The sequence below is a fragment of the Pseudoalteromonas sp. NS-SX12 genome, assembly GCF_057367955.1.
The window spans coordinates 1,142,619-1,168,870 of sequence record NZ_CM170635.1; the positions used below are offsets into that span (position 1 = coordinate 1,142,619).

Annotated in this window: 24 protein-coding genes; 12 read left to right on the forward strand and 12 right to left on the reverse strand. The window is 40.5% G+C overall.

Features of this window, described 5'->3' with window-relative positions; translation table 11 throughout:
• Positions 1-2: 2 nt before the first annotated feature.
• On the reverse strand, positions 3-1,082 hold the full coding sequence (locus AC2IOM_RS19420; RefSeq protein ID WP_138632929.1) for a porin: 1,080 nt from the start codon (positions 1,080-1,082) through the stop codon (positions 3-5).
• A gap of 157 nt (positions 1,083-1,239) precedes the next feature.
• Between AC2IOM_RS19420 and AC2IOM_RS19425 the strand changes: the two genes are divergently transcribed.
• On the forward strand, positions 1,240-2,853 hold the full coding sequence (locus AC2IOM_RS19425) for a methyl-accepting chemotaxis protein (protein WP_486359831.1): 1,614 nt from the start codon (positions 1,240-1,242) through the stop codon (positions 2,851-2,853).
• 56 nt (positions 2,854-2,909) lie between these two features.
• On the opposite strand, the gene AC2IOM_RS19430 is transcribed toward AC2IOM_RS19425, so the two are convergent.
• Positions 2,910-3,440, reverse strand: a complete 531-nt coding sequence (locus AC2IOM_RS19430; RefSeq protein WP_486359832.1) for a GNAT family N-acetyltransferase — start codon at positions 3,438-3,440, stop codon at positions 2,910-2,912.
• 209 nt (positions 3,441-3,649) lie between these two features.
• On the opposite strand from AC2IOM_RS19430, the gene AC2IOM_RS19435 reads away from it, so the two are divergent.
• Both AC2IOM_RS19435 and AC2IOM_RS19440 read left to right on the forward strand, forming a co-directional pair.
• Complete coding sequence (locus tag AC2IOM_RS19435) at positions 3,650-4,435, forward strand: hypothetical protein (protein WP_486359833.1); 786 nt, start codon at positions 3,650-3,652, stop codon at positions 4,433-4,435.
• 284 nt (positions 4,436-4,719) lie between these two features.
• On the forward strand, positions 4,720-5,259 hold the full coding sequence (locus AC2IOM_RS19440; RefSeq protein WP_486359834.1) for a hypothetical protein: 540 nt from the start codon (positions 4,720-4,722) through the stop codon (positions 5,257-5,259).
• 131 nt (positions 5,260-5,390) lie between these two features.
• Here AC2IOM_RS19440 and AC2IOM_RS19445 read toward each other — a convergent pair whose 3' ends face one another.
• Complete coding sequence (locus tag AC2IOM_RS19445; protein WP_486359835.1) at positions 5,391-7,238, reverse strand: TonB-dependent receptor plug domain-containing protein; 1,848 nt, start codon at positions 7,236-7,238, stop codon at positions 5,391-5,393.
• 179 nt (positions 7,239-7,417) lie between these two features.
• Here AC2IOM_RS19445 and AC2IOM_RS19450 point away from each other — a divergent pair, with 179 nt between their 5' ends.
• Complete coding sequence (locus AC2IOM_RS19450) at positions 7,418-7,939, forward strand: peptide-methionine (S)-S-oxide reductase (RefSeq protein ID WP_486359836.1); 522 nt, start codon at positions 7,418-7,420, stop codon at positions 7,937-7,939.
• Positions 7,940-8,082: 143 nt separating this feature from the next.
• Here AC2IOM_RS19450 and AC2IOM_RS19455 read toward each other — a convergent pair whose 3' ends face one another.
• The gene (locus AC2IOM_RS19455; protein ID WP_486359837.1) at positions 8,083-8,391 is read right to left on the reverse strand and encodes a hypothetical protein; all 309 of its coding nucleotides are present in this window, start codon (positions 8,389-8,391) and stop codon (positions 8,083-8,085) included.
• Positions 8,392-8,635: 244 nt separating this feature from the next.
• On the opposite strand from AC2IOM_RS19455, the gene AC2IOM_RS19460 reads away from it, so the two are divergent.
• Positions 8,636-10,561, forward strand: a complete 1,926-nt coding sequence (locus AC2IOM_RS19460) for a S9 family peptidase (RefSeq protein ID WP_486359838.1) — start codon at positions 8,636-8,638, stop codon at positions 10,559-10,561.
• A 47-nt stretch (positions 10,562-10,608) separates the two neighbouring features.
• Here the strand turns inward: AC2IOM_RS19460 and AC2IOM_RS19465 are convergent, their stop codons facing one another.
• Positions 10,609-11,259, reverse strand: a complete 651-nt coding sequence (locus AC2IOM_RS19465; protein WP_486359839.1) for a peroxiredoxin-like family protein — start codon at positions 11,257-11,259, stop codon at positions 10,609-10,611.
• A gap of 106 nt (positions 11,260-11,365) precedes the next feature.
• Here AC2IOM_RS19465 and AC2IOM_RS19470 point away from each other — a divergent pair, with 106 nt between their 5' ends.
• Positions 11,366-12,247 carry a LysR family transcriptional regulator gene (locus AC2IOM_RS19470; protein ID WP_486359840.1) on the forward strand — a complete coding sequence of 294 codons (882 nt, stop codon included), beginning with the start codon at positions 11,366-11,368 and terminating at the stop codon, positions 12,245-12,247.
• 49 nt (positions 12,248-12,296) lie between these two features.
• Here the strand turns inward: AC2IOM_RS19470 and AC2IOM_RS19475 are convergent, their stop codons facing one another.
• From AC2IOM_RS19475 to AC2IOM_RS19490, 4 genes are all read right to left on the reverse strand, one after another.
• Positions 12,297-13,946 (reverse strand): NHL repeat-containing protein, encoded by a 1,650-nt coding sequence (locus AC2IOM_RS19475; RefSeq protein WP_486359841.1) that lies wholly within the window; start codon positions 13,944-13,946, stop codon positions 12,297-12,299.
• 299 nt (positions 13,947-14,245) lie between these two features.
• Entirely contained in the window at positions 14,246-15,508 is a 1,263-nt protein-coding gene (locus tag AC2IOM_RS19480) for a peptidoglycan DD-metalloendopeptidase family protein (RefSeq protein ID WP_486359842.1), read from the reverse strand.
• Position 15,509: 1 nt separating this feature from the next.
• Complete coding sequence (locus AC2IOM_RS19485) at positions 15,510-16,820, reverse strand: M23/M56 family metallopeptidase (protein ID WP_486359843.1); 1,311 nt, start codon at positions 16,818-16,820, stop codon at positions 15,510-15,512.
• Between the two features lie 3 nt (positions 16,821-16,823).
• The gene (locus tag AC2IOM_RS19490) at positions 16,824-17,198 is read right to left on the reverse strand and encodes a BlaI/MecI/CopY family transcriptional regulator (protein WP_010558299.1); all 375 of its coding nucleotides are present in this window, start codon (positions 17,196-17,198) and stop codon (positions 16,824-16,826) included.
• A gap of 382 nt (positions 17,199-17,580) precedes the next feature.
• Here AC2IOM_RS19490 and AC2IOM_RS19495 point away from each other — a divergent pair, with 382 nt between their 5' ends.
• The 3 genes from AC2IOM_RS19495 (at position 17,581) to AC2IOM_RS19505 (ending at position 19,993) form a co-directional block, all read left to right on the forward strand.
• On the forward strand, positions 17,581-17,919 hold the full coding sequence (locus AC2IOM_RS19495; RefSeq protein ID WP_486359844.1) for a hypothetical protein: 339 nt from the start codon (positions 17,581-17,583) through the stop codon (positions 17,917-17,919).
• Positions 17,920-18,022: 103 nt separating this feature from the next.
• The gene (locus AC2IOM_RS19500) at positions 18,023-18,475 is read left to right on the forward strand and encodes a GNAT family N-acetyltransferase (protein ID WP_486359845.1); all 453 of its coding nucleotides are present in this window, start codon (positions 18,023-18,025) and stop codon (positions 18,473-18,475) included.
• A 393-nt stretch (positions 18,476-18,868) separates the two neighbouring features.
• Positions 18,869-19,993, forward strand: coding sequence for a hypothetical protein (locus AC2IOM_RS19505; RefSeq protein WP_486359846.1), 1,125 nt, complete (start codon positions 18,869-18,871; stop codon positions 19,991-19,993).
• Between the two features lie 60 nt (positions 19,994-20,053).
• Here AC2IOM_RS19505 and AC2IOM_RS19510 read toward each other — a convergent pair whose 3' ends face one another.
• Together AC2IOM_RS19510 and AC2IOM_RS19515 are read right to left on the reverse strand one after the other, a co-directional pair.
• On the reverse strand, positions 20,054-20,818 hold the full coding sequence (locus AC2IOM_RS19510) for a substrate-binding periplasmic protein (protein ID WP_486359847.1): 765 nt from the start codon (positions 20,816-20,818) through the stop codon (positions 20,054-20,056).
• 124 nt (positions 20,819-20,942) lie between these two features.
• Positions 20,943-21,251 (reverse strand): hypothetical protein, encoded by a 309-nt coding sequence (locus AC2IOM_RS19515; protein WP_486359848.1) that lies wholly within the window; start codon positions 21,249-21,251, stop codon positions 20,943-20,945.
• Between the two features lie 483 nt (positions 21,252-21,734).
• Here AC2IOM_RS19515 and AC2IOM_RS19520 point away from each other — a divergent pair, with 483 nt between their 5' ends.
• Positions 21,735-22,793 carry a zinc-binding metallopeptidase family protein gene (locus AC2IOM_RS19520; protein ID WP_100914701.1) on the forward strand — a complete coding sequence of 353 codons (1,059 nt, stop codon included), beginning with the start codon at positions 21,735-21,737 and terminating at the stop codon, positions 22,791-22,793.
• A 58-nt stretch (positions 22,794-22,851) separates the two neighbouring features.
• Here AC2IOM_RS19520 and AC2IOM_RS19525 read toward each other — a convergent pair whose 3' ends face one another.
• Positions 22,852-24,234 (reverse strand): Na+/H+ antiporter NhaC family protein, encoded by a 1,383-nt coding sequence (locus tag AC2IOM_RS19525; RefSeq protein ID WP_486359849.1) that lies wholly within the window; start codon positions 24,232-24,234, stop codon positions 22,852-22,854.
• 392 nt (positions 24,235-24,626) lie between these two features.
• Between AC2IOM_RS19525 and AC2IOM_RS19530 the strand changes: the two genes are divergently transcribed.
• The gene (locus AC2IOM_RS19530; protein WP_486359850.1) at positions 24,627-25,658 is read left to right on the forward strand and encodes an NAD(P)H-dependent flavin oxidoreductase; all 1,032 of its coding nucleotides are present in this window, start codon (positions 24,627-24,629) and stop codon (positions 25,656-25,658) included.
• Entirely contained in the window at positions 25,655-26,230 is a 576-nt protein-coding gene (locus AC2IOM_RS19535; RefSeq protein WP_486359851.1) for a Crp/Fnr family transcriptional regulator, read from the forward strand. The genes AC2IOM_RS19530 and AC2IOM_RS19535 overlap by 4 nt, the downstream gene beginning before the upstream one ends.
• Positions 26,231-26,252 lie beyond the last annotated feature (22 nt).

A 26,252-nucleotide genomic window follows, 5' to 3' on the forward strand; every position in this document is an offset into this window, starting at 1 on the left:
AATTAAAATACCATATCAACGCCGATAGTAATGGCTTTGCTATCACCAGCTACAGCCAATTCATACGAGTTGTCTTCGACCTCATCGTATTGAATTTTAAATGCAGCGTTTGAATGGAAGTCCCAACGAATACCAAATGATGTGGTGTTGTGATCTTCGCCATCATCACCATCTTTTTGATCGAAGGTAGAATATGAGACAAATGGGGTGAACGAATCGATACGGTAGCCTAATGTCAGCATCGCGGTATCTAAATTACCATCAAGATCGAGACGGTTGAGTTCGCTTAATACAAAAAAGTTACCAAAATCAGCATTGACCGCTAAGCCATAAAAGTTGCCATCGCGCTCATCTTTACCGTTCCATGTTGATGGCTCGCCACCGATATAACGTTGGTTGGTATAGCTCATAGCTGTTGCGCGAATTTCTAACCAGTCATTACTGGTTTGAATTACGCCACCGATAATGTCTTTCCAAATCTCACGGGTTGGTTCACCAAAGAAAAACTCTGAAAGTAGTTTATTTTCTTTGTCGTCCTCGCGACCAAAATAGATATTACCGGATAATGACCAATCACCAATTGATCCGGTGTAAAGGGCGTTTACACCGTTGTAGTTAAAAATTTGCCAGGTGTAGTTATCTGCGGGCGCACGCATCCAAACGTAAGCATAGCCAACGTCATAAAAGTCAGAGTAGTAGAATAATGGAAGGCGTTTCTTACCTGCCTGTATTGTCCAGTTGTCGTTGATTTCATACGACAAATAAGCCCACTCAAACTCTGCGTTAAAGTCATCTGCACCGCGAGCAACAATTTGTGCTGTTGCGCTTAACCCTTCACCGACATCTGCACTTACTTGCAAGCCAAATAGGGATTCGGGTTTAAAGGTAATGTCTTCGTTGTATGCGCTCACTATAGGATAGTCAGCGAGAAAGGTGGGTTCATTAATGCCGTAGTGAGGAACACCTGTGCCACTAAGTACTTTGCCTGCATTTATGCTAGTAAAACCAGAGATATTAACATCTGAAAAGCTTGGAAAAGCCGCAAAACACAATGCACAACCTAATAAAACTTTATTGTTCATAATCGTTTCCTAAATTGCTTAATTTGCGTTATTAGCGAGGTAAGTATAGTTAAATAAACGAGATTACTAGCAAAAATTTAAAAATAGACGACAATTTAATGGTGGTGCTTAAAAGGGCTTATTTAGAACAATAGCTTAATGTAGGGTAACAAGCAGAATGAATATTATTAGCAATTTAAGTATAAACAAGAAGATACACTTAATTACAGGGCTAACAGTGATACTACTAATTGCCATTTTGGCGGTTAGTCGCAGTACCATGGTAGACAATGAAAAATCAATTAATGAAATTTCGAATGTTAGTTACGAAGTAGTTAAATTTGCGACGGCTAACAAATATTTAGTGCAAAAATTGGATGAGCTTTATACTCAGTCGGTGACATTTGGCGATGAAGAATTGATTGGTAAAGCAAAAGAAACCGGAGAGCAGATAAAACAGAACCTTGAGCAGCTTTCGCGTTTATCGCCTGAAGATGCGAGTGGCAGAGATACTAAACTGCTACAAGAGTACAGCAAAATAGCGAGTGACATAGCGTCAGGTATGATTAACGGCACTGCCGATTTTTCAAAAATCCAGCAACAAGCGCAAGAGAAAACTTCAAAATATGAAGCGTTAGTGAGTCATTTTGAAACATTTCAAGCTAAGTCAGATGAGCGCTTTCAGGCGCTTATTAGCGATACATTAGAGCGTTCAAGCGACGCTATTAGTGTAACCATTGGGATTATTGTTGTTGCTATCATTATGTCTGCGTTATTGGCTATCTATATTGCGCAAGCCATTAGTCAATCAGCTAAAGAAGTTGCGTCTTCACTTGAACAGCTTGCCAATGGCGGAGGCAGTTTAAGCAGTAAGTTAGAAGTGCGAGGTGAAGACGAAATTGGTCAAGTATCGCAAAATTTTAATGGCTTTATATCGTTATTGAAAGACTCGGTAGAAAACGTAGTGTCAGTAGTTAGCCCGTTAATGGAAAACTCAACACGCTTGGTACAAGGTATGGAGCGCGCTGAAAACGCAACTAACCAACAATCACATGACGCAGAAATTGTACGCCAGTCAATGGAAGAGATGAAATTAAGCGTAGGTGATATTTCTAACTCGGCGGCAAGTGCCGCAGAAGCAGCAAGAAGCGCCGAAAAAGAAGTGGAAGTCAGCGCGCAGCAAATTGAATCTTCGGTAACAGAATCAAATGCACTTCGAGATGAAATTGAAGCGGCATCGGGCACCATTGATCAATTAGCCAATGACACTCAAAACGTAGGGCAAATCTTAAATGTGATTACCTCTATCGCTGAGCAAACGAATTTACTTGCGCTTAATGCGGCCATTGAAGCGGCGCGTGCAGGTGAACAAGGGCGTGGTTTTGCCGTGGTTGCTGATGAAGTACGTGAACTTGCATCGCGTACCGCAAAATCGACAAACGAAATTCGTGATTTATTAAATGTTTTAACAGTGGCTGCTAATGACTCTGTAACAGCGATGAATTCAGCAATGGAAAAAGCCAAACAGAACTCAGACAACGCGGCAAAAACAGGTGACTCAATTCGTAAAATTGCTGAACAAATATTGGCGATTAATGGTATGAACGCACAAATTGCGACGGCAACCGAAGAGCAAACGTCGGTCGCCTCAATCGTGGTTGATAATGTGTCAAATATGCACTCGTCGTTTGAGTCGACATTAAACTCACTTGAACAAGTTCGCAGTGTTGCAACAAATTTGCATGATTTATCAGACAAGTTACTGGATGCAACATCGCGCTTTAATCTTTAACTAAATAGCTTAAAAACAAAACACCTACCACTACTTTCTGTTGTAGGTGTTTTGTTTTAAGAAAACTCGCTTTTCAACATGCCAAATTTCTGATCGTTGAACCAACTATCATTAATTTTGTAGTTGTTTCTGAGCACGCCTTCTAGTTTAAACCCCAGCGCAGTTAATAATTGACTTGATGCGTCGTTACCTTGTGTAACCGTAGCAGTTACTTTGTGATAATCACATTCGTCAAATGCAAACGTCATTACTCTTCGCGTTGACTCTTTCGCATAACCTAATCCTTGAAATTCAGGGTCAAGCATAAAGCCAAGCTCGGCTTGCTGATATGGTTGCCACTGTGATAAAAATCCGGTAACGCCAATAGGTGTCATGGTATTTTTATCGAACATAGTAAGTGTAAGCCAATCATTAGATTGTTTTTGCCAAGAAATACAGCGTTCATCAAATCGTTGCTTAATTACATCAAGCGTAGGCATATCGCTTATAAAACGCATCACATCGGGCAGCTGATGTAAATGTTTGAAAAATTGCCAATCGTCAGAAGAAAGCGATCTAAGAATAAGTCTTTCTGTTTCAAGTTCCATTTTGTAGATAGGTTGCTCGTTATGTTTTTAGCATAATATGTCAAAATTATTAAACTAGCTCAACGAATTAGGGGGGGAGTTTTAATAAAAAGCGTTATCAATTATTCAATAGCATGATGAGGTACATGTTTTTTTAAATTGTTTGAATACAATCTTCGCTTATCTCGGTCTAAACTCAACATGATGTAATTTAATTATTAAGGTGCGCTATGCTTGAAAATGTATTTAATTATATGTTTTTAACAGTACTCATTTTTTTATCATTGCACGCGCATGGAACCAGCAATAAACAAGTCACATTAACTTATTGTTATGAAAACAAACCGGTTTTACCTCATTTTTATGGTGAAGGCCCATTAGTACCTGAGTCTAAGCCCGGTCCGGCAATTGATATTTTGAATCAAGTTGCAACTTATCATCCCGATTTAATCATTAAATTTGTTCGCTACCCTTGGAAGCGTTGTTTAAACGACCTCGCTAGTGGCAAAGTAGATGCTGTTGTGGGGCGGTACCATCCGCTTAGAGAAAAAATCGCCCGTTACCCAAAAAATAGTGATGGCGAATTAGACAATAGCTTAAGTTTTTCGAATTCTGCATCGTGTTTGTTACATAAAGCAGGCAGTATAAATTGGGATGGCGAAACACTGATTTTTGACAAACCAATGAGCATGTCTATTCCAAATGGCTACGGTGTTATTGGTGAAATGCGTAAAAAAGGCTTTGATATATACGAATCACCATCAATAAATAAAGCCCATGAGTTACTGTTCAAAGGTCGAGTGGCTGTTTCGCTGAGCAATTGTCATATGGAAAATGTGCCAACTGGTTTTGAACAAAATACCATTCCAATTAATCAAAGTATTGGATATTTGATGTTTAGCCATCAATTTTTTGAGCGCCAGCCTCTATTGGCGAATAAGCTTTGGCAAACGCTGTCTGAAATTGATGCTGAGGCGTTTTATCAAGAGTACTTTAATCAGGCCCTGGCACATTGAGCTGATTACAATGCATAAAAAAAGCGGGTTGCCCCGCTTAAACTTTCCCCAAATATTATTCTAGCGTGCAAATAGTCTAATTTTTTGTGCAACAACACCTTTATTATCAATAACAAATAGATGTTTAGCTTGTGGCAGCTCGATTATCAGTTGTTTATTTTAAAGTATGAGTAATTGTTACATTTTGTTTTGATTACTAAAAATTAGTTTTTTATTAAACCTTTTCCCTTTTGCTCGCGACTAAGCTTTTAAACCAATACATTTACTCAACAGGATTAAACGCTATGAAACAGTTCGCCCTTGTTATGTTAAGTTCGGCTATTCTTACCGCTTGCGCGGTTGCAAATGCAACATCAGACAATACATTGGAGAATGATACACCAAATATCTATGTGTTTAAGGATTGTAAGCGCCTAGATACTATCGCGATGACAGAATCACAACTGACCGCTTACCATGCAATGAAAGCGGATGAAGTGAAGTTAAAAACACTTGAAATGCCGATGAAAAGTATGGAACGTGAACTTGCAAAACATGAGCATGCATTAGATAGCTTATCAGGTGATATGGTTATTGAAGATGGCGATACAGTGGTTGTGAATAAACAATTAATTAAGCAACACGAACAAATCGCTGAAAAAATGGAAGCGATAGTCCGTTCTCATAGCAAAGATATTGAAGCCCTCGAACTGCATGCGCGTCAGTTTGAGCACACCGCTCGTGATTTTGAAGCGACAATTCAGCCATCAATTAGCAAATATGGTGAAACCAATATTCAAATCTCAATTGGTAACAAAGCACCTGATTGGCAATGCGAAGTTTAATCATCTACTGGCAAAACGTTGCGTAAGAAGCATCGATAACTTCAAATGTCTATAAATTTAACCAACCAATTTAAAGCCCCAAAAGGGGCTTTTTTTGGCGTGTTCAAATAGCGCAAGTTAGGTTTAAATACTTACCAAGTATAATTTGCCGTAATGGAGTACTGTTCACCGCGACCTGGTGTACCTGGTACTTCTTCGAGTTTTTCATTCCATAAATTATCAACGGCAAACACCAAATTTACACCCGGTAATTGGCTCGGTGCATAGGTAGCTGTTAAATGGGTGAAAAGTGCGTTGTCATCGCCGTTACGCAGGGCATTTTCTTGCTGTTTGCGCCATTCATTATCAATGCGCAGTACCACACTGTCATGCAGGTGCCATACGGCGCCAAGCGTTACACGATGCGGTGGATAATTTAACGCATAAAAACTGGCGTCTACGGTATCGTTAAAGTAGTTTTCAGATTTATCTAAATAGGTATAACTAGCGACAATGTCAGCGTTACCAAAGCTTTTAATAGCAAAAAGTTCAAAGCCTAGCGTGTCAATATCAACGGCGTTGGCTGCACGCGCTGAAGTTGCATCAAAACTATATGTCCAATCGGTTAAATCGTTATCAAAGCGATAAAAAAGTGCAGAATCGAAGCGCCAATCAAGAGCATCAAGCGACATGCCAATTTCAATGTTCTTACTTACTTCACGTTTTAAATCGTGATTACTTCTAAATAGGCCGCCCGTTTCGCTGCCTCCAATTGCGGTGTAGCCAGCAACTTGCGTAGCTTCAGCGTACGATAGGTAGAATTTGCGTGTTGAGTTACCTTGACCACGTGTTAGCCATGAAATATCACCGATCACAGATACATGAGAGTCATCACGATTAGTGTCGTCAAGTGCAACGCCAAGTCGAGCGGTTAGGCTTTGGTTTGCATCAAGTGCGGTGGTGTATTCAGGTACAACACTCAGTTTGTAATAATCACGCGAAGTAAAATTATTTTCAAGTGTGGTTGATTCAATTGAATCTGCCATTACTTGTGCCGAATACAATAGGTTAAATTGGCTATTTACACTGTGCGTGCCCGATAAAGCAAAAGCATCTACTTCCGTTTCATGAAACGCCTCAAACATTGATGGGTTTTCTCTTGAGAACACATAATGATCTTGATGTTTTCTGTGGTACGCGGTTATCTCAAAGTGACTATCATTTGTGTATTGCTGCGTGTGATTTATCATAAACAGCTTAGTTTTTAACGCTTCTGTTTCGTTCACGTTAAATGGCGTATACATATTTGGCCAGCCGAAGAATTTCTCTTGTTGACCATAAAAAACATCGGTTTGAGAATGTTCGCTGGCGAGTTGCACGCGTCCAGAGGCACGGTCAAAATCATGGTCGCCAAACTCGATGGTACCATCACTTTGTGAGTGAGAGTATTCACCTTCCACGCCTAAAGTCCACGAACGGTTAGATTCAAGCTGTGTGCTGTATGCACTGTGCAATCTAAACAGTTTAAACCCATTGTTACCAGCACCTGCTGATACATTGCCACCACTATTAATGGTATTCCATTGATAAGCGATTGAACCTACGGAACTATTAACACCGTAAAGGGCGTTATCTACGCCAGTGAATACCTGTGGTTTAGATAGCATTTCAGGTGCAATAGGAATTTCAGCAAAGTAATGGCCTGTTTGCGGGTCGTATAAGGTTGCACTGCCAATGCGAAAACCTGTGTTTTCAAAAATACCGCCGCGGATGGTAACGTCAGCCTGCGCTTCAGCCATATTACGCGATTGCAAATCAACGCGCGGATCGTATTCTAAATTTGAAACAGGTGAGTCAAAGGTGCCGACAGGACGGTTATTTGCCGTGGCGGCGCTTTGAACGGTGATTTTTTCGATTTCGGTAGAAGAGGTAAGGTCGTTTGACGCGAAAGAGTAAGCTGACAGCGTGCTTAAAAACAAAGCGTTTGCAACGCGAAACATGTGATTTCCTTTTAGACGTAAGTAACTACATTCAGTTGTTGTAAGGGCTACTTGCCAACTAGCTTGGCTCAAATAAAACACAGGGGAAGTTCCCATATAACAACATCGCTAATTTGGCGCGCATTGTATATGATCTCACTCCTGAGGCATATACGAATCATTCTCAACTTAATACATTTATGAATAAACAAAACAAACAGCGCTGCATTGCTAGCGCAAACACGTTAGATCACGTTATCTACTTTGCAGGAGGCTGTTTATGGGGTGTGCAAGAATATTTAAGACATCTTCCCGGGGTAATAAACAGTGAAGCAGGCAGAGCAAACGGCACTGCCAATAGCACACATGCGCCATACGATGGGTATGCAGAATGTGTAAAAGTACACTTTGATCCAGAGCGTGTCACGATTGCGCAATTGATGACGTATTTCTTTGAAATTATCGACCCGTATAGTATTAACAAACAAGGGCAAGATATTGGAGAGAAATACCGTACGGGAGTTTATAGCCAAAACCCAGCACATTTGGGCGATGCCGCTGCGTTTATTAATGCTCGTGATGATAAAGAACAGATTAAAGTAGAAGTATTGCCCCTTACCAATTACGTAAAAAGCGATGAAGAACATCAAGATAGGCTTACTCGCTGCCCTGATGACTACTGCCATATTCCGCAATCGCTTTTACATAAATACAAACAGTAAATTGTTGACCTTATAAGTTGGTTGTTACGAGGTGGCTATGCAGAAAGGTTCTTACTGAATATTTATGATGTCTGGCGCTACGTATTTAGCGCGGTTGATGCAGTTTTAGGCATCAACCTCATAGCTATTTTGTTTGGTGATTATTAAGTATCTTGTTGTTGGTTTGCACTATTAAATTTGTGGAATGTTATACGTTGCCAAACAAACCACTGTGCGAATAAAGCGATAATTAATACAGGTACAAATGCCTGCAACATAGGTATATCGTTGGCGGCAGTGAAAAGACCATAAATAAACCCTAATCCAGCTGAAATTAGGCTGATATTTTTCCATTTTTTACTGATATCTATACGCTTTCTACAGTTTGGACAGTGATAATTCCACGGATTGATATTTCTAAAACTTTGCAAAAAAGTGATTTCATTATTGCATTCTGGGCACGTAGGTTTCATTTCAATACTCCCTGTTTTTATTATGTTTGTGAGTTTAATCAAACATGCGCTAATAACCCACGTTATGTGTTTAACGGTTTGGTTAAGTGATTAATGGCAAATACGGAAAGTGCGTAGTAACAGGTCTGCGACATTATCCGTCACGCATTTCAACATTTTGAAACAATTATTCTCACGTGACACTTGTGTCTAATATTTGTTCAGGTAACAATCGAAAACGGATAATTTACAAGGAATAATTATAATGAAAACGCATTTTCAATTAGCCGCAGTTGCCTGTGCGCTAGGGCTTGTACTAGCTGGCTGTTCACAAACAAACAGTACATCGCAAGCGGTAGAAAAAGTAGAGCAAGCACAAACATTAAAACAATATGATGCTGAAACTTTCTTTGACACCACCTCTATTATGGGTAGCAGCTTTTCACCAAATGGTGACAAAATACTGGTGAGCAGTGATGAAAGCGGTATTTATAGCCTTTATGCTATTGATATTAAAACCGCAAAAAAAACACGCTTAACAGATTTTCAAGACAGTACTTACGCGGTGCGTTATTTCCCAAATGACGAACGCGTGATCTTTACCAAAGATTCAGGCGGTAATGAGCGTTTTCATGTGTATGTACGCGAAGTTGACGGCAGCGTTAAAGACTTAACACCGGGAGAAGAAACCCGCGCGCGCTTTGCCGGTTTCACAGAAGATGGTAGTCATTTTTACATTACCAGCAACCAGCGCGATGCTAAGTTTATGGATTTATACCGTGTTGATGCTAAAAGCTACGAAGTAACCCCTGTTTATCAAAATAAAATGGGGTTAGATGTGGGGGCAATTAGCCCTGACGGCCGTTTTATTGCGCTTTCTAAAAACAACTCAAACAAAGATAGCGACGTGTTTATTCTCGATACGATGAAAAAAACACTGAAACCAGAGTTAATTGCTGGCAAAGGTGTTGAAGCCACATTTGGCCCAGAAACCTTCTCGCGAGATAGCAAGGCACTTTATTATTCAACCAATGCAAAAGGCGAATTTGCGCAGATTTGGCGCTACGATTTAACCTCGGGTGAACATCGCCTTGCACTCAAAGATGAGTGGGATGTTAACTTTATTTACTTCTCTAAATCAGGGCGCTACCAAGTGAGTGGTGTAAATGCTGATGCCAGCACTAAAGTCACTGTGATGGATACAAAAACTGGGCAATCGATTGCGATGCCAAGTTTACCTGCGGGTAATTTACGTGGCGTAAATTTCTCGGCAGATGAAAAAACCATGGCGTTTTACTTAAATTCAGATACGTCACCGAACAATTTATTTGTTTGGCAGGTAGGATCATCAAAGGCATCACAACTAACAAACAGTTTAAGTGCTGCAATTGATCAAAATGATCTGGTTGAAAGTACCATTGTGCGTTTTAAAAGCTTTGATGGGCTAGAAATCCCGGGCGTGTTATACAAACCAAAGCAAGCAAATAGCAATAATAAAGTGCCTGCACTTGTGTGGGTGCATGGCGGACCAGGTGGACAAAGCCGCACCGGTTATAGCGCCATGCAGCAGCACTTGGTAAACCATGGCTATGCTATTTTTGCGGTGAATAACCGCGGTAGCTCGGGCTACGGCAAAACTTTCTTCCATTTGGATGATAAAAAACACGGCACCGATGACTTACAGGACATTGTTTACGGTAAAAAACACCTGCAAAGCTTAGATTGGGTAGATGGCGATAAAATTGGCATTATGGGCGGCAGTTACGGCGGCTTTATGACTGCGGCAGCGCTTGCGTTTGAGCCGGAAGAATTTAAAGTAGGTATTAATATTTTTGGTGTAACTAACTGGGTAAGAACGCTTAATTCTATTCCACCATGGTGGGAGAGCTTTAAAAAAGCGCTTTACGATGAAATGGGCGACCCAGCAACAGATGGTGAGCGTCACCGCGCTATTTCGCCATTATTCCATGCTAAAAATATCACTAAACCCTTAATGGTAATTCAAGGCGCGAATGACCCTCGTGTACTGCAAGTGGAAAGTGACGAGCTGGTAGCAGCGGTAAAAGCCAATGGCGTACCAGTAGAGTATGTATTATTTGATGATGAAGGCCATGGTTTTACCAAAAAAGAAAACCGCATTGAAGCATCAAATGCTTACCTTAAGTTTTTAAATACGTATTTAAATAACTAATTAACGTTTTTTAAATTGCAAAAAGCCGGAGTAATCTCCGGCTTTTTTTATCTCGTTAGCGCTTTAACCGCTGCAAGTACGTCTTTAGGTTCAGCTCTTAAGGTGTAATCTTCTTTTGCAAAGGCAAATTGAATTACGCCATTTTGATCAATGACATAGGTTGCCGGAAGAGGCAATTCATAGCTGTTATCGCCATTCGCTTTTGGAATATCAAGGCCAAGTTGGTGATACACCGGTACTAAATGCTCATCAAGGGTAAATACTAAACCACAGGCTTTTGCTAAGGTATTTTCCACATCCGAAAGTACAGTATACGCAAGCTTATTTTCGTTTTGAGTAGAAAGTGAATTGTCTGGTAACTGTGGAGAAACAGCAACTAACTGTGCGTTATGTGCGGCAAATTCAGCTGAAATTACATTAAGCGCACGAAGCTCTAAATTACAATAAGGGCACCATCCACCGCGATAAAAACTAAGCACCAATGGGCCTTTTTCTAGTAACGCGTGTGAACTTACCAAAGTGCCATCGCTATTCGGTAAGATAAATGCTGGCAGCGTATCACCCACTTTAAGTGCATGCTGGCTTAACTGCGCCGCAATTAGTTTATCTGTAGTGATATCCATTAAATCTAAAATATCGCTGCTAAGGTTGGCTTTCTTTTCGATTTCAAACGCGTCGATTTGGCTTTTTAATGTCATGTGTCTTTCGCTTCTTGAGTAAACAATGTGCTCAGTATAGAGTTTTAATTTTTTAGATATACAATAGAAAAACGAAACCTAAATTCGAAAATATTAAATCAACGCTATGTACAGTTTATGTGATTTAGAAACCTTTATTGCCATTGTTGAAAATCAAGGCGTAGTGGTTGCTGCAAAAGCACAAGGCCTTTCGCCTGCAACGGTCAGTCATCGTTTAAATAAGCTAGAAAAAGCGCTTAATACGGTGCTTATTTTTAGAGATAGTCGGCGTATGCGGTTATCACCTGCTGGAGAGGTGTTTTATTTGCGTGCGGTGGCAATTCTAGAGGCGCTATACGATGCAGAGCATCAAATTGGTGCTAGGGGCTCGGCCATTTCGGGTGTGCTAAGAGTCACTATGCCACCGTGGGTGTTTTCTAAATTTGTATTGCCTGCACTTGCAGCGTTTGAATCACACTACCCCGATTTAAAACTGGATTTTATGATCACTGATCAATTTGTGAATGTAGTGGATGACGCGCAAGATGTGGCGATTCGAGTAGGGCAATTGGCAGACTCTAACTTACTTTCGCGCAAGATTGCCCGTAATTCACGTATTTTGTGTGCATCACCTACTTATTTGGCAAAGCATGGCATACCAAAATCGATAACCGATCTTAGTAATCACCAATGGGTGTGTTTACCATGGCAACGGCAGCTTAAATTTAAAGATAATGACCGCGTTATTAACCACAGTGTAACCACTCAACTGACTATCTCTAACTCAGATAATATGACACAAGCGGCGGTTGCTGGGCTGGGTATTGCGATTAAATCGCGCTTGGCAATTCAGGATGAATTAGCAGCTGGACAATTAATTGAGATTTTACCAAATACGTTAATGGATGATGACGCGCCAGTCTGGTTTTTAAAACCGCAAAACAGTTTAGTTACACGAAAAACGGAGGTGTTTTATGAATTTATGAAGTCGTTGTTTGAAAAAACTTAGGGTATATATTCAACGGCAAGGGCTAGCTGAAATGCTAGCCCTTGGCATGTTAAAGCGGTGAAACGATTAGCCCCTTGGTTAAGCTACTAAAACTGTAGGTTCGACTGCCACCTAATCGTTGCCCCCCGTTTTTAGCGTCGTAATAACCACCTAACTCAAGTGTTGAGCGTTTGCTGCAGTTGAAGCAAGATGCCGAACGGTGACGCACAGTAATTAAATCTCCATTTTGTACGAACCCTGGCGATGTTGTGTAAGGTTCATTATTTATGGAGTATTCGCCTTGTTCAATTGTTGCCATAACTTTGGCACCAGACGTTAAGTCACTTACAGTAAATGGAATAGAGTATGTCCAAGTATTAAGTGCGACAGACATTCGGCGTCCAATTCTTGCTGGACGCGGGGATACATTAAGAGCTGTATCTTCAATAGCTGTCACAGCAAAATTGTTTAAATAAGGGCGTTCGGTAGTGGCTACCTGAATGTGTCCATTTGATTGTAAAACTGAAAAGGCTGCGCCATAAGCATTCACGATTCCGGCAAATGGCGGTTGACCAACGATAGCAACACCGCCGTTTGCAAAGTTTGCTACTGGTTGACCTGAGTTATCAAAGCGTGCGACTAAAAGTTGATGGTTATTATTTTGTTGAATACTTCCTGTAACGATAGGTGCTGAAGTTGGTCTCAATGTAAGACCTAAGCATAGTGACGAACTGCCATTAGGCACAACAACGTTTGCTGCTCCGTTGTTGCCAAAAGAAGTATCTAACATACCATTTGCCGTATATCGTGACAAAACGCAGTTTTTGGTAAGCAATAAAGTGCGGTTATTTACATCGCGCTTTACACTGACTAACTCTTCACCATTTGCAGCGGGTACAATTATATGGCCTGAGTTACCAAAGTTAGTTACGAGGTTTCCGTTAGGATCTAATTGTGTCACTACTTTGGTTGTTACCGCAGTTGATGAACCAGTAAGCACCCAATAGCCATATGTAATAATACCCAGCGGATCTATTTCTAAACTAACAGGCATATGAGGAAATTGGCCACCAAGTGGGTATGAAACGGCCAATACTCCGTTATTTGCAAAGCTATTATCAAGTGTGCCAGATGGCGTAAAGCGCGCAACTAATGTGCCATATAAGCATCTTGTGGCAACCAAAATGTGGTTATTTGCATCAACAGCAAGAGCATAAGGAATTATATGACCTTGACCAGTAAACGGTGCGAAACTTCTTAATGTTAAGGCTCCTACACCATTGGCAAAAGTGCTATCTAAGTTACCGTTTGCATCTAACTTAGCAAGTACGCCATCGCCACCAATAGAGCCAAGGTTATATCCTGTAATAATTGTTTCTTGATTATTGGTGCGCGCCATATCGGTTAAATTGAAGTTACTAATACCGAGTACTGAGGGTAGGTTTATTTCAACATGCCCAGAACTGCCAAAGCTTGCATCCTCAGTTCCGTCACTTAATAGTTGGGTTATTCTAAAGTCGCTCGGATGATGGCCTATTCCTGCAACGATAATCCCATTATTTGAAGTGGCAGATGCAGCAATAACGTTAGCACCCGACGGCGTATGAACTATGCCTCCAACACCATAATTAGTATCAACATCCCCTTGAGCCGCTTTTGCATTCCCAGAGAACAAAAATACAAAAATGATCAGGTGACTTAATAGATTATGTTTTTTCATATTGAATTCCTTTTAATTAATTCCTTGCTCGGGAGTGTCCCGCGTTTAAAAAGTAGTCAATCTGCGCTTCTTTGCGTACAGACAAATGCCTAAAATTGGACGCGTTATCTCTTAAAAATCAGGAGGGATTTGCGATGTTTCAACAAAGCACTAAATACTCTTCTAAAAATTAGTTAGTTACGTTTTTTTATTGCATTTTTAGATTAAAAAGGCACTCCGTTTTTTGAAAAAATCAAAATAAATTTTGTGGTGATAGATAGAGTTGGAACCAGTCAGAATTTACCTGACTGGGTTTTTGATTAGTCTAAAGCGCTTTTATTATTGCTATCGTAAACTAACGCCGCGTAACGTTTTTCAATATCATTAATATGCATTTTGAATGCGTGTAACTCGTCGCTCGTTAATTGAATATTGCTTGGTTGCTTCATTTTTAATGGGTTAATTACCTTACCGTTTTTATGCACTTCATAATGCAGATGGCGTGCGCTAGAAAGCCCTGTATTGCCTAAAAAGCCAATCGTTTGCCCTTGGCTTACACGAGCACCATGCTTGATACCTTTAGCAAAGCCTTTTAAATGTGCATACAAAGTGCGATAGCCGTTGCCGTGTTCAATTAGCACACGATTACCAAAGCTTCTGCTGTAGCTGGCTTTTAGTATTTTGCCTTTACCCGCTGCCATAATTGGCGTACCAATTGGTGCGCTAAAATCAATGCCTTTATGTTGCCTTGTGTAGCCTAAAATAGGGTGTTTTCTTTTCCCAAAGTTTGATGACAATCGCGCGCCATTAAGTGGCGTTTTCATTAAAAAGCTCTGTGCTAGCTTGCCATCTTTAAAGTAAAAAGTGTCTTGGTAATGGTAAAGTTCGTAATGTTTACCTTGATTGATAAAGGAAATCGCAACCAACTGTTGTGGATTACTAAAGGTGCTAAATAAATGTGCATCTTGCGTGAGTTTTACGCTATTAAAATTTAAGGTAATTTGATCGCCTTGTCGAACCTCCCTTTGAAAATCAACAAAATGTGACATCGCTAATATCGCGCTGTTAATCACATTATTGGGTACTTCAGCATCGCTCGCCGCTTGATAAAGGCTGTGATTAATTGCAAAAGAACGACTTATTTTCTCCGTTTGGGTTGTGATTGCATTTTGCGTAATTTCCCAATTTCCTTTTACTAATTTTGCGTTAATTACTTGTGCGAAACTCGCTGCAAATCGAATGGTTTTACTGTTTGGCGTTTCAATTACATCAAACTGAGTGTGCGACTGAATTTTCTTAAAATCATAGAGTGGTTTAATCGCATCGGCTAAGGCGTAAATCTCTGAAAATGAAAACCCCGCCAAACGTAATAAATGGGTCAGTGTATCACCTTTATTTAGGATATAGGTTTGACGTGTTATCTCAGTGTTATGCGTAGCTGTGTTGTCTTTTTCCTGCGAACTTACCTGCCTACGTGTGTCTTCTTTGGTGATGTTTTTGTTTTGCGTTTCATCGTTACATTGGCTTTGTTCATCGCAGCCTACGAGTAATAATGCTACTAAAATAATACGTGAAAAATGCATGTTATTTCTCGTTTAAATAAATGAGTGGATCAACTGTTTGGCCATCTTTTGCTAGTTCAAAATGCAAATGTGTGCCTGTTACCTTGCCGCTATCGCCCATTTTTCCTATCAGCTCGCCGCTTTTAACCCACTGACCTTTAGTAACTGAAATTTCGTCTAAATGCGCGTAGAGCGATTGCCAGCCATTGCTGTGTTGGATCACAATGGTGTTACCAAATGCAGCTGCCATAGTTTTGTTGTCGGCAATAATCACTTTGCCAGTTTTTGCGGCAACAATGGATGAGCCTTTTGCATCAACTAAGTCCACGCCGCGATGAGGCCGGTTTTTGCGAAACGAAGTAACGTGGCCATAATGAGAGCTGATATCGATATTTGCGACCGGATACAGCCACTTATCTTGTCCTGCATATACTTGCGATATTGCGCCTTTTGCCAGTACAACAATTAATAGAGCGCAGCTGAACACATAAAGTGATTTTTTAATTTGGACTGGCGCGTGGCTAAAAATAAACGTAAAGCGTTGCTTGTAGTCGGCTACCTTGATGGTTTGCCCTGTAAAATGAGCAGCAAATGGGTTTAACGCGCCTTGCTGTGATAATTTAATACTGAGCAACAAGGTATTAGCGTAATCTTGCGGCATATAGCGATGGCGCGAGATTGTTTGTAAATCACAGCGTTGTTCCATTGCATTTACATACAATTCGCTGAGACGTTTTATAGCGGGATTAAACCAACAGATTTCAACCAAAACTAACCACAGCCAAGTATGAAAATGATCTCGGTTAGCAATGTGCATCTCTTCGTGGGCGAGAATAATATCCTGCTGCTGTTTGCTCAAATGCATAAAATACTGAGGTAACACAAGCGTAGGTTTATGAAAACCAATAACAAATGGCGATTGATTCATCGGCATCACCATACAAGGCACAGTACTTAAGTGATACGGAGTTCCCGTCGCAATCAAGGCCTTAGCGTTACGATACCGTTTAGTTAGTCTCATTAGGCGATATGCAGATGGGATAAAAAGCCCGCCAAAAAGCAACCAATTAATGTTAAAGCCGTTTTGACTGGTGGTTTGCTTCGCCACTTCACCAACAAATTGCATTTGTTGTTGCGCACTAGAGTTAAGCCAAATAAAGTTGACTTCTGTCACCTTAAAAACGTCGAAATTTGGTAAAAATACGGCACATGGAAGGATGAGTGCAGCCCAACAAAAGAGCGGTGAAAGGCGCTCTTTTTGCGCTATTTTTTTTAATAAAGCAGCAAGTAAAAAGCTAATTACTAGCCAACATAAAAATGAGATTAACCACATAACTTAGTTGTTTTTCTGTTGTTGTAATGTATTTAAATGAGCCTCCAATTCAGAGAGTTCATCTTGTTCAAATAACTGGCTGCCAGAGAACATGGCAACGGGTAAATTGCCGTCTATTTCAAGTACGCGTTCAGAGAAGTCTTTTACAAATGCGGCGAGCGTAGGCACTTTATCAAGTAATGCTGAATAGATTTTTTTATTCCCTTGCGTTTCTACACTGACATAGTTTTTTTGCGCCATGCGCTCTAATGTTTTGCGGGTAGATGAATAACTCCAACCGTAGAGTGACTCCATCCGTTGGTGAATTTCTTTACCCGTTAGCGGCTGTTGCTGCCATAAAGACTTGAGTATTTCGAGTTCTGGGCCGGTAAGTTGCAAAACAGTTTCCTTTTAATGTTTATTCGAATATGGAAAATTACAATGTGTGTGACAGATGTCGCAATTTAACAGTGTTTTTAGTGTGACACAAGTCGCAGTTTTGGTTTTATTTGTTGGCAAACACCAAAATAGGGCTTTTATAGATAAGATGATTCTGCATGTTAGTTGTTTGAATTAATGATTTTTTTTTAAGGAGTTGCTGAGCGTTAGGTGGAGGATAACTTCGGTTTACGTAAAAAACTTGTGATAAATTAGTTGTTAAATATCTGACTAGTAACAATTAATTAATATTGTTATATGTTACGTTAAAATATAAATAGGCGAAGTTACATTAGAAAGAAGGCGGCTTGCCTTTGATTAAGCTGCTAGGTGTCGAGGAAATATGGCTACCATTAAAAGGATTCGAGCAGGTCAATATTTAGTTTCAGATGGCCGGTATATTGTAAAAGATGGCTCGAACTGGTTTGTGTTAAATTGCGACGGCAATCACGACTTCGGTCCATTGCCCACTCTTACTTTAGCCAAAGAGTATGTCACAAATGGTGTAACTACACTTGGTAATAACAATCTTGCATCTAAATATGGCCGTACGCAAAGTAAAAAGGAATTTAATGTATATCTAGCATCCGAAGCGAAAAATGGAAATTATGTGCCAATTATTTTATGGTTTGTCGTTCTGGTTGTTATTACTATTTTTGTGTTGGCTGTACGTGGTTATTAAATTACACCTCAAAAGCAGTGTAAGCGGAAATGGCCAAGCTCAGCCTCATTGTCTTAAAAAGTTGAGCCGAGCATCATCAGCCTTTTTTTGGAGCTAGCTTGATATGCATATTAGAGAGTTTAACGAGAAAGACTTCCCAAGTGTTTTGCAGATTTATGCGAAATCCAAATTGGATGAGCTTCGCTTTGAGCAAAGAGCGTTTAAACTCTTACCGTTAGAGAACGATGAAAAGAGACTGTCAGCGTTAAAAGAATCAAAGATATATGTTTTTGATAATGGTGAGATTCTCGGTTATGGGGCAATATTCGAGTCCGAGATCAGAGCGTTATTTGTGTGCCCTAGTGCAAGAGGAAAGGGAATTGGAAAACAAATTTTCGAATTTCTATTGTCACAAATAAAAGGCAAGGCTAGCCTATTTGTCGCTAAAACAAATGAGCCCGCAAAGGAGCTCTACAAAGCATATGGATTTAAAGTGTCTGCTGAGTTTCTTACTGAATATAATGGTGAGCCAGTGTATGCAAATGAAATGATTCGTAATAAGGTGTCGCGCAAATAAAGCATGGTTACTGACCGACTAATCTATACCTAATCCCATATTTAAATTTCTCTTAACCTGAAATTATTTTCTTATAGAAAAAGTCATACAATGCTTTAAGCAAATTAAGAATTTGATTTATACAGCACTGTCAAAAATTCAAGCATATTCAGTAAGTTAGATTTAACTTGATATGGTTAAAAATGCTAACTTTTGGTTTTTTTGTTTGGTATATTTCACCGTGTATATTATTAAATAACTAAATATCATAGGGTTACACTTTGGTATGCGCCTTGCCTTAAAGCGAATATATTCTAAAAACAATAATGGATTACAATCTTATGCACACATCTCTTTTTAAATCGCTTCACCTTGCAAGCTTAGCTGCCGCCGTTCTTATTGCGTCAGGGTGTAGTGGCGTTCAAAACCAACTCAAATGGCGCAATTACCGAAATTAAAAAAAATTATCAGCAATTTGGTGATGAATATCAGGTTATTACAGAAATTAGCGAACCAATCATCTTAAGCCCAGACGCGGTAACGATAGCAAGTATGAGTGAAGGCAGTTTTGTTAAGATTAAGCATTTCAAATCAGATGACGTTTTGATGATCAGCGAGAAAAATGGTGAAGTGACGTATGGTGATCAAAAAGGAAATACGCCAAGTAAAAACGAAATTGAACAGTTTATGTCAAGCGTGTTTGATAATACTCCATTATTTGCTGTTGAGCGCACGAAGGCGTTAATTGAACAGCAGGGAATATCTGCAGCACTTAACCAAATGGAACGGGCAAATAACGACGATACAAAATCGGCGTATATCACAGCAATTAGCGCCAATAAATTAGACTTACCGGCTCAAAAGCGAGTGTTGACAATACTTGCTCAAATAAATAGTGATTACAGTCAAAGAGTGACGGCAGAGCGTTTTTTAGATAAGCAAAAGCTGCTTCCAGATCAAGCATGGCTTACGTTTTTACGTGGATTAAATGGCATGAGTTCAGATTATGAAACATGTGTTTTGCTCAGCAAGCTAGCACCACAACTGCCTAATACGCAAACGATTCATCAAGCTTATTTTGATGTGTCAAAAACCATTGATAGTGATTATGAAAAATTCAGATTAATAAGTGAAATATCATCACAATCAACACACTTATCAATTGCTGATATGTTTACTGCAAGCGCTGATATTGGTTCAGATTATGAGGCTTATCGCGTCGTAAATGCATTAGCGAGTGAAGTTAAAACACCAAATGATTTTGAAGCGATGCTAACTTTTATGCAGCAAATTGATTCAGATTATGAAATGAAAAGGGCTTTTCTTTCGCTGCCGTATCAAACAATGGACCGCGCAATTACTGCTCAGTCGATTGAATTAGCTAGCAAGTTTATTGACTCCGATTATGAATTAAGCAAAACGCTGATCCATATTTGTCAAAAATCACCTCATAAAGCGCAACTAACTGAAACGGTTAAATTAGCCCTGCAATCTATCGGTAGCGATTCTGATAGAGTGAAAGTGTACGATGTCTTGTAAATAACCTTGGCTCAGGTTAAATCGTTAAAAGGCGCGTATTCACGTAATTATTAAGTGAATTTAATGCGCCTTTTCGTTTAGGTTCCATTTCGCTAACAACATTTGGTATTGCCCATTGTGTTTAATGGCGTTGAGCGAGTTTGTTAGTTTTATCGCGAGCGTATTCTCTAATTTTTTGTTCGCTGTGATATGCAGTTCATTTGGAAAGTCAGGTAAATGCAGTTTTTTCTCAATTTTTGTTGGATCAAGGCCAATACTGGTAAGTTCTTTATCGAGATGTAAGGTGTTAGTTAGCACCAAATCGGTACGATTTTTATAAAGCATTTTCATTAAGCTTTTAGGCTCTGGTGCAAGCACTAAATCGCGTTCAAGTGAAAATCCAGCGTTTTCTAAATAGCGTTGACTAAAATACCCTCGCACTGTGCTAACACGTAACCCTCGTGCACTGTGTAAGTTAAATAACTCAAATTGATTGCTTTTTAAACCAACTAAATAAGCGTGGGCGTTAAATACTGAACCTAGAAATAAGTAATTCTTTTCACGACCGGGCGTTTTAAGCAGCGACATCATAACTACATTCGGCTGCGACTGTAGTTCGCGAAACGCTCTTGCTTGCGGCATGATTTCAATTTTGCCAGCGCACGCGCAGTCTTCAAGTACCGCGTTAACGACATCAACTAAAAAGCCGTCTGGCTGGTTATTTTTATCTTTAAAATGAAGCGGGTACAAGTCTTCAGCGACAAAGCGAAGTTGTGTAGCAGAGCAAGTGACACTGGAAAAAAGAGTGACGATAAGTATGACAGATACAAGAACTGAGTTTTTCATAAAGAACACACAACAATTACAACCCATTGCACACATTGCCTAAATGTATGCGCTTTTTCCAGCCATCTAGCCTGATATTAATCTTGCTTTAATTGTAGCTCAATGCAAATTAGTACCAAGTAGCTTAATCGTCAGGGCCTTTTAAGGTAAACACTAAGTGTTTGCGCATATCTTTTAGCACTACACCTTTTTTTACCAGCGCTGCACTTAAGCGTTTTTGCCAACTGAGCAGATTAGGCTCAGCAGCGGCTAAGGCTTGCTCATTTTCGAATTGAAAGCACAGTAACAGCGAACCTGGAAACAAGTGATATTCAACATCAAACCAGCATTGCACCATGCCAGGAATTTCAGCTAAGGCTTTTGCCTCTAGCGCATCGGCAATACTAAGCACCAAAGCTTGTTGTTTTAGTTGAACTTTTGAGAGTTTTTTCATTGTTTTTTGATGCTCACTACGAAAATATCAAATGGGGAAAGCAGGGCGTTCAGCCTACGAAACGTCAATTATACCAATTCTGTTAAGTATGTGATCAACTACTTAAGTGAATTGGTATTATAACCAAGGATTTAATGGGCTACCAATGTTGAGTATTTTGATTTGCAAGAAGCAGTAATTATGATGCCTAAATGTGCACAAAAAAGCCTTTGCTTTTCGCTACAGCTAGGTAGCTATTCTAAAATTGGGCGATAGATTTTTGTGGCAGAAGTGGGCAGATTACCCCAATAATTTAGTGTTTATTTTGGCTTTGATTTTACTTGCTAGTTTGTAGATTCAGGCAGATACTTGCAGTTAATTCGGTGCTTTAAATTTAGCCATAAAACGCTTGTGCAAAGATATCGAACTAGGCAAAAAATGACGGCTTCTTGCTAGGCTTTTAAACTTAGTAGGGGCTATTTAGCGTGTTTTAGAGTGAAATTAATGAGCACATTAAGCCAAGAGTATATCGATTTATTAAAAGAAATTATTCGTCATCCGAGTGTAGTCGGGGCGGAGCATTCGTTTTTTCGTGTATTGCAGCGCGAGCTTGAAGAGCGAGGAGCCACCGTAACTTGGTACGAAGGACTATTAGTTGCGCAGGGTAAAAAGCCGTTCAGTGCAATGTTTTCTGCACATATCGACCGCCATGGTTTAATTTGCACCGGGCCGAACGAATTTCAATATGCAGCATTTATTGCTGCAAACCGCACTGATTTGCTCAATAACTCAGTGTCTGAAGAACTCATGACTAAAATCACCGAGCGCTATAAGTCTACCCCGGTGTATGCTTATGAACCTTGGTCTGGTGCGTATCGCGGGCAAGGCATGATCAAGCATTCTTATGTGTGTGAGTATCGAAATAACCTTATTTTTGAAATTGACGGCCTTGAAAGTGCCGTTGCCGGAACACCGGTTGCGTTTAAAGACAAACTGCGTATTTCCGAAGAGCGATTAACCGGTCAGCTCGATAATGTGCTGTCGGCGGCAGCGCTCGTGCATTTATTTAGTTTGGGCTTTGAAGGCACAGTGTTTTTCACTGCGCAAGAAGAGGCAGGTAAAAGCTGGCGCTATTTATTGGAATGGTTTCGTCGTTTTGGTGGCTCAACTAACCGCTTATTTGTGGTAGATACTAGTCCGTTTCCCGATGTTGAATCGGCCAATAAACAACATTTAGTGCTGCGAAAAAAAGATGCCAACGCTTCGTTTAATTCAGCGGCAACTAAGTTAGTGGAAAAAATCTGTAAAGAGCAGCAGTTAAGCTACATCTATAAAGATGAATATATGGAAAAAATAAATAAAGAGCTTGCCGCGCGGGGGGAAGCGCCACGCTCTATTGGTAGTACTGAGCTTGGTCGTATTATCGCCAGTTCGAATGGTTTAGTGGATGGTACTACTATTCAAGTGCCAACAACCAGCTACCACACAATGGATGAATCAGGCTCAATCGCATCGGTAGAAGCCTTTTTGAATGTGTTAATGGCCCTCTCTAAAAGAGGCTAATTACCAATAAAAAAGCGCCAGCATATGCTGGCGCTTTTGTTTTATCAGGTTATTGAGTTTATGCCAGTAGCAAAAAGCCAATAAATGCGATTGCAGCTGCAAGCAGTGCGTAAGGTAATTGGGTTACAGCATGGCTGACTAAGTTACAATCTGAGCCTTGCGCTGCCAGTACCGTTGAATCAGAATAAAAACACGCTTGGCTACCAAAAGATGACGCCGATAATAGCGCGCCAATCACCAGCGGAATGTTCGCATCAACCGCAACCGCAAGTGGCATTACAATTGGGATTGTTACTGCAAAAATACCCCAACTCGAACCCGTAGCGAACGCTAAAATAGCCATTGATAAAAACACCATCGCAGGCAGTAATTGTGCTGTCATATACGGGCTTAGCGTGTCCATTACATATTGTGGCAATAGCAATTTGTCACACACATCTTTAAAAATAAATGCAGCGATAACCGTACCAATGGCAGGTAACATGCATTTAAAGCCATCAATCATTTGCTCCAACATATCGGCCAACGGCATTAAACGCTGCGCCATATAAAATGGAATGGTCACAGCCAATGTTGCCAGTAAGCCTTTCCACACATCAATATCAAAGTACACGGTAAAGCCTACAAGGAGCACGATCGGCACTAAAAAGTTGTAGAGCTTACCGCTATTATCGGCATTTTCGAATTCTTGCTCGATTGCTTTTGCAGCGTATTCATCGGGTGTTTGCACTTCGCTTAAATCGACTTGCTCAAGTGCTGGTTTACCCGCTTTTGCTGCAAGTTCGGCTTTTTTCATAGGGCCAAAAAGTGGGATCACCCCTAAAATAACCAATGGCACCATAAACACGGCAACCCAGGCATACAGCATGTAGGGGATCGCGTCGATGTAAACGCTAATGCCTTGTCCTTCTGCGGCAACACCGTTATCAACTAGTAAGCCACCAAAAAACACCGCCCAAGTAGACAGAGGTACCAGCACACAAATAGGTGCGGCGGTTGAATCAACCACATAGGCCAGCATTTCGCGGGAGATTTTAAATTTATCCGTAACGCGGCGCATAGTTTCGCCTACAGTTAAAGCGTTTAGGTAGTCATCAATAAAGATCACCACGCCCAACAAATAGGTCATAAGCAGTGACGACTTGGCGCCTTTGGCAAGTTTGAGTGCGCTGCGACCAAACGCCAGTGCGCCACCAGTTCGCACCAATAGCGCAATAAGTGCACCAAAGCTACCGCATACTAAAATTAGCCAACCTATGGTTTCGTCGGCCATCACTTTTAATGATGCCTCGGCAAAATTACTTAAAATGGTCGTAAAATCAAGCAGGGCTAAGCCTACTAACGCACCTAACACAAGGGCTAAAATAGGACGGCGAAGTACTACAGCAAGAATCAGTACAACAATGGGTGGAATTAAGCTGATAACGCTCGGCTCGGTCATTCAAATGGTTCCAATATTATGGTTACCTTTAAAGGTGTAAATCGCAGCAGTAGGCATGCGGATATCTGCTTAATATTGGGTTGACCAGCGCTTAGTATGGCCCTTCTTGAAACATCAGGGCGAAAATAAACAGGATTGTGTTTTGCGTCAATTTAAAATTTTTGTCTTATCAAAAAATAGTTTTAATCAATGGGTTTAATTATTAAATTTCAATAGGTTATTAACCATTAATTGTGAGTATGCAAAATGTGCTGCTACGGAAGTTTTATTTTTCACTTAACAAAAACAGTGTAATTTAAACACCTTAACGCAAACTCAGTTACTTTAATTTATTTGAATAGCATAATGCGCTAACACTTTGGCTCTTCTTCATTACAACAGGGACTGTAACAATGACAAAAACGTTTTTTAATACTGAGCTTGCGCTTATTCAAGCGCCGATGGCGGGAGTACAAAATGCCAAATTGGCGGTTGCGGTTTGCAATGCAGGAGGGCTTGGGTCGTTGCCATGCGCCATGTTGACAAAAGAGCAGATTATTAGCGAATTAAACTACCTAACCAGCCATACAGATAAGCCCTACAACTTGAACTTTTTTTGCCACACCACGCCAAGTTATAGCAAGCAACAGCAAATGGATTGGCATCAATTACTTTTACCCTATTTTGCCGAGTTTAATATTGATGCATCAGGGTTTTCAACTAGTGCATCGCGCACGCCAATTGATCAAAGTGTATTGGAGATTATCGCGCCATATAAACCGCCAATAGTGAGCTTTCATTTTGGCTTGCCAGCCAAGGAGATTGTGTCGCAAATTAAAAACTGGGGTGGGCAAGTATGGTCATCGGCGACTACGTTTGAAGAAGCGTGTTTTTTAAAAGAAAACGGTGTTGATGCCATTATTGCACAGGGCATTGAAGCCGGTGGTCACCGCGGCCATTTTTTATCGACTAACATCATGCAGCAGCCAACAACCAAGCAATTGGTAAAACAATGTGTCACTTTAGACGTGCCAATTATTGCCGCTGGTGGTATTAGTAAACCTGAAGACGTTACGGCATTTCAGCAGCTAGGTGCTGGTGCGGTACAAATTGGTAGTGCCTATTTATTAAGTAATGAAGCCACAACAAGTGAGCTCCATCGCGCGGCACTAAAAAAGCCGCACCAAACAGTGCTGACGACTATATTTTCTGGTCGCCCTGCGCGCGGAATAGTCAACCGTGCGATAACTGAGCTTGGCAGCATGCCGTCACATGTGCCGCCATTTCCGTTTGCGTCAATTGCGATGACGGCGCTCCGTGCCCGTGCAGAAGCCGCTGGAAAAAGTGATTTTTCGCCACTTTGGTGTGGTCAGCATTTTGTGGTGCGTGATGGCGTAAATGCAAGTGAGATTACTCAATTATTAATGCGAGGTTGGCACAATTGAATACGCCAAAAATCCTTGAGCTAGGTGATAGTTACCAACAACTTGCAAGCTTATTTGAGCAAAAATTAGCGGGGCAATTTGATATTAAAACCTATGCCAAAGGCGAGGTGCTATTACAACAAGGCGAAACGCAACAGGCGGGGTTTTTAATTTTGTCGGGGGTGCTGGGGGCTTTGCATGCAAGTTTCGATGGCGGGCAAAAATGCAAAGAGTTTTATTTTAAAGATGAATTTGCACTTTTGTATGGCAATTGGCTAACGCACAGCCCTGCGCTTTATCAGCTCAAAGTAATACGTCAGGCTCGCGTAATTAAGGTGCCATTATCGTTAATGGAAAATGCAGATTGGCAGCCAATAAAACAACAGCTTATAACCCAACAGTTATTATTTAAAGAAGCCAAAGAGGCCTTTTTATTGCTCAATACGCCCGGACAACGCTATCAATATTTGCTAGACAATAAACCTCATTGGTTAGAAACGCTCAGTTTGAACGAAGTGGCAATGTACTTAGGAGTGTCGGCAATATCATTGTCGCGCATTCGTCGTCGTTTAAATTTAACCAAATCATTTTAGCGGCAATTAACTTAAGTTAAGG

Coding starts and splice junctions, on each gene's coding strand:
- AC2IOM_RS19480 (WP_486359842.1), bottom strand. CDS start 15,508: ATGCATTTTTCACGTATTATTTTAGTAGCATTATTACTCGTAGGCTGC.
- AC2IOM_RS19510 (WP_486359847.1), bottom strand. CDS start 20,818: ATGAAAAACTCAGTTCTTGTATCTGTCATACTTATCGTCACTCTTTTT.
- AC2IOM_RS19440 (WP_486359834.1), top strand. CDS start 4,720: ATGAAACAGTTCGCCCTTGTTATGTTAAGTTCGGCTATTCTTACCGCT.
- AC2IOM_RS19460 (WP_486359838.1), top strand. CDS start 8,636: ATGAAAACGCATTTTCAATTAGCCGCAGTTGCCTGTGCGCTAGGGCTT.
- AC2IOM_RS19450 (WP_486359836.1), top strand. CDS start 7,418: ATGAATAAACAAAACAAACAGCGCTGCATTGCTAGCGCAAACACGTTA.
- AC2IOM_RS19525 (WP_486359849.1), bottom strand. CDS start 24,234: ATGACCGAGCCGAGCGTTATCAGCTTAATTCCACCCATTGTTGTACTG.
- AC2IOM_RS19425 (WP_486359831.1), top strand. CDS start 1,240: ATGAATATTATTAGCAATTTAAGTATAAACAAGAAGATACACTTAATT.
- AC2IOM_RS19475 (WP_486359841.1), bottom strand. CDS start 13,946: ATGAAAAAACATAATCTATTAAGTCACCTGATCATTTTTGTATTTTTG.
- AC2IOM_RS19445 (WP_486359835.1), bottom strand. CDS start 7,238: ATGTTTCGCGTTGCAAACGCTTTGTTTTTAAGCACGCTGTCAGCTTAC.
- AC2IOM_RS19455 (WP_486359837.1), bottom strand. CDS start 8,391: ATGAAACCTACGTGCCCAGAATGCAATAATGAAATCACTTTTTTGCAA.
- AC2IOM_RS19520 (WP_100914701.1), top strand. CDS start 21,735: ATGAGCACATTAAGCCAAGAGTATATCGATTTATTAAAAGAAATTATT.
- AC2IOM_RS19515 (WP_486359848.1), bottom strand. CDS start 21,251: ATGAAAAAACTCTCAAAAGTTCAACTAAAACAACAAGCTTTGGTGCTT.
- AC2IOM_RS19530 (WP_486359850.1), top strand. CDS start 24,627: ATGACAAAAACGTTTTTTAATACTGAGCTTGCGCTTATTCAAGCGCCG.
- AC2IOM_RS19500 (WP_486359845.1), top strand. CDS start 18,023: ATGCATATTAGAGAGTTTAACGAGAAAGACTTCCCAAGTGTTTTGCAG.
- AC2IOM_RS19420 (WP_138632929.1), bottom strand. CDS start 1,082: ATGAACAATAAAGTTTTATTAGGTTGTGCATTGTGTTTTGCGGCTTTT.
- AC2IOM_RS19470 (WP_486359840.1), top strand. CDS start 11,366: ATGTACAGTTTATGTGATTTAGAAACCTTTATTGCCATTGTTGAAAAT.
- AC2IOM_RS19495 (WP_486359844.1), top strand. CDS start 17,581: ATGGCTACCATTAAAAGGATTCGAGCAGGTCAATATTTAGTTTCAGAT.
- AC2IOM_RS19430 (WP_486359832.1), bottom strand. CDS start 3,440: ATGGAACTTGAAACAGAAAGACTTATTCTTAGATCGCTTTCTTCTGAC.
- AC2IOM_RS19465 (WP_486359839.1), bottom strand. CDS start 11,259: ATGACATTAAAAAGCCAAATCGACGCGTTTGAAATCGAAAAGAAAGCC.
- AC2IOM_RS19485 (WP_486359843.1), bottom strand. CDS start 16,820: ATGTGGTTAATCTCATTTTTATGTTGGCTAGTAATTAGCTTTTTACTT.
- AC2IOM_RS19435 (WP_486359833.1), top strand. CDS start 3,650: ATGCTTGAAAATGTATTTAATTATATGTTTTTAACAGTACTCATTTTT.